Below are 780 nucleotides of genomic sequence, written 5' to 3' on the forward strand. Positions count from 1 at the left end.
GGCCGAAGCCAGGTCCGAGGCCGAAGCCAGGTCCGAGGCCGAAGCCAGGTCCGAGGCCGAAGCCAGGTCCGAGGCCGAAGCCAGGTCCGAGGCCGAAGCCAGGTCCGAGGCCGAGACCGAGACCGGCGGACAGTTCGGTCGGCGTCCTTTGGAGCTGAATCGTTGGCGACATCAGCCCCGGCGAACGGATGGGCCGTCCATGCCGACGACCGAGACCCAGCGCCAGTGGGCGCCCAAGCGACCCGAACACGTTGAGCGGCTCGACAGCGGCTTCCGCTCGCAGAAGATCGCGCAACATCAAGGATGTAGTGGCGTCCGTGATGCCCGACCCCCCTACATCCAGGGTCGAGCGCGATCTTGGACCGAGGTGTGAGGTGCACCGGCTGCCATTCGCGGCGGACGCGGTATGCGGGTGCCTACTGCGGCTGATCGACTCGGGTTCCTGGAAGTCGGGGTATCCGGATCAGGTGGACGGCCCGGTTTCCTGCATGGCGAGTCGATCGTGGGTGGCCGGCGCGGGAGGAGAGCCGTGATGTCGTAAACGATTCAGCTCCAAAGGACGCCCGGACAACGCATGGCGGCCGAGCCCGCTTCCGGCCGCCGGCTGCATCCGGGCACCGGCCCGTCGGACGGCGGCAGGTCGGGCACCGACGCGTCAGACGGCAGCCCGTCAGACGGCAGTCCAGCGGGTAGCGGCCCGGCCGGCAGCAACGCGGGCGACCCAGCCCGGCCGAAAGCCGCCCAACGGACAGCGGCCCGGCCGACAGCGGGCGCGGGCGG

General features: G+C 70.6%; 1 protein-coding gene. It reads left to right on the forward strand.

The window, feature by feature from the left end:
• On the forward strand, positions 1-373 hold a 373-nt coding region (locus ACZ6NZ_RS17240; RefSeq protein WP_465858957.1), incomplete at its 5' end, for a hypothetical protein.
• Positions 374-780 lie beyond the last annotated feature (407 nt).

It is taken from the genome of Micromonospora sp. NPDC047756, from assembly GCF_055587245.1.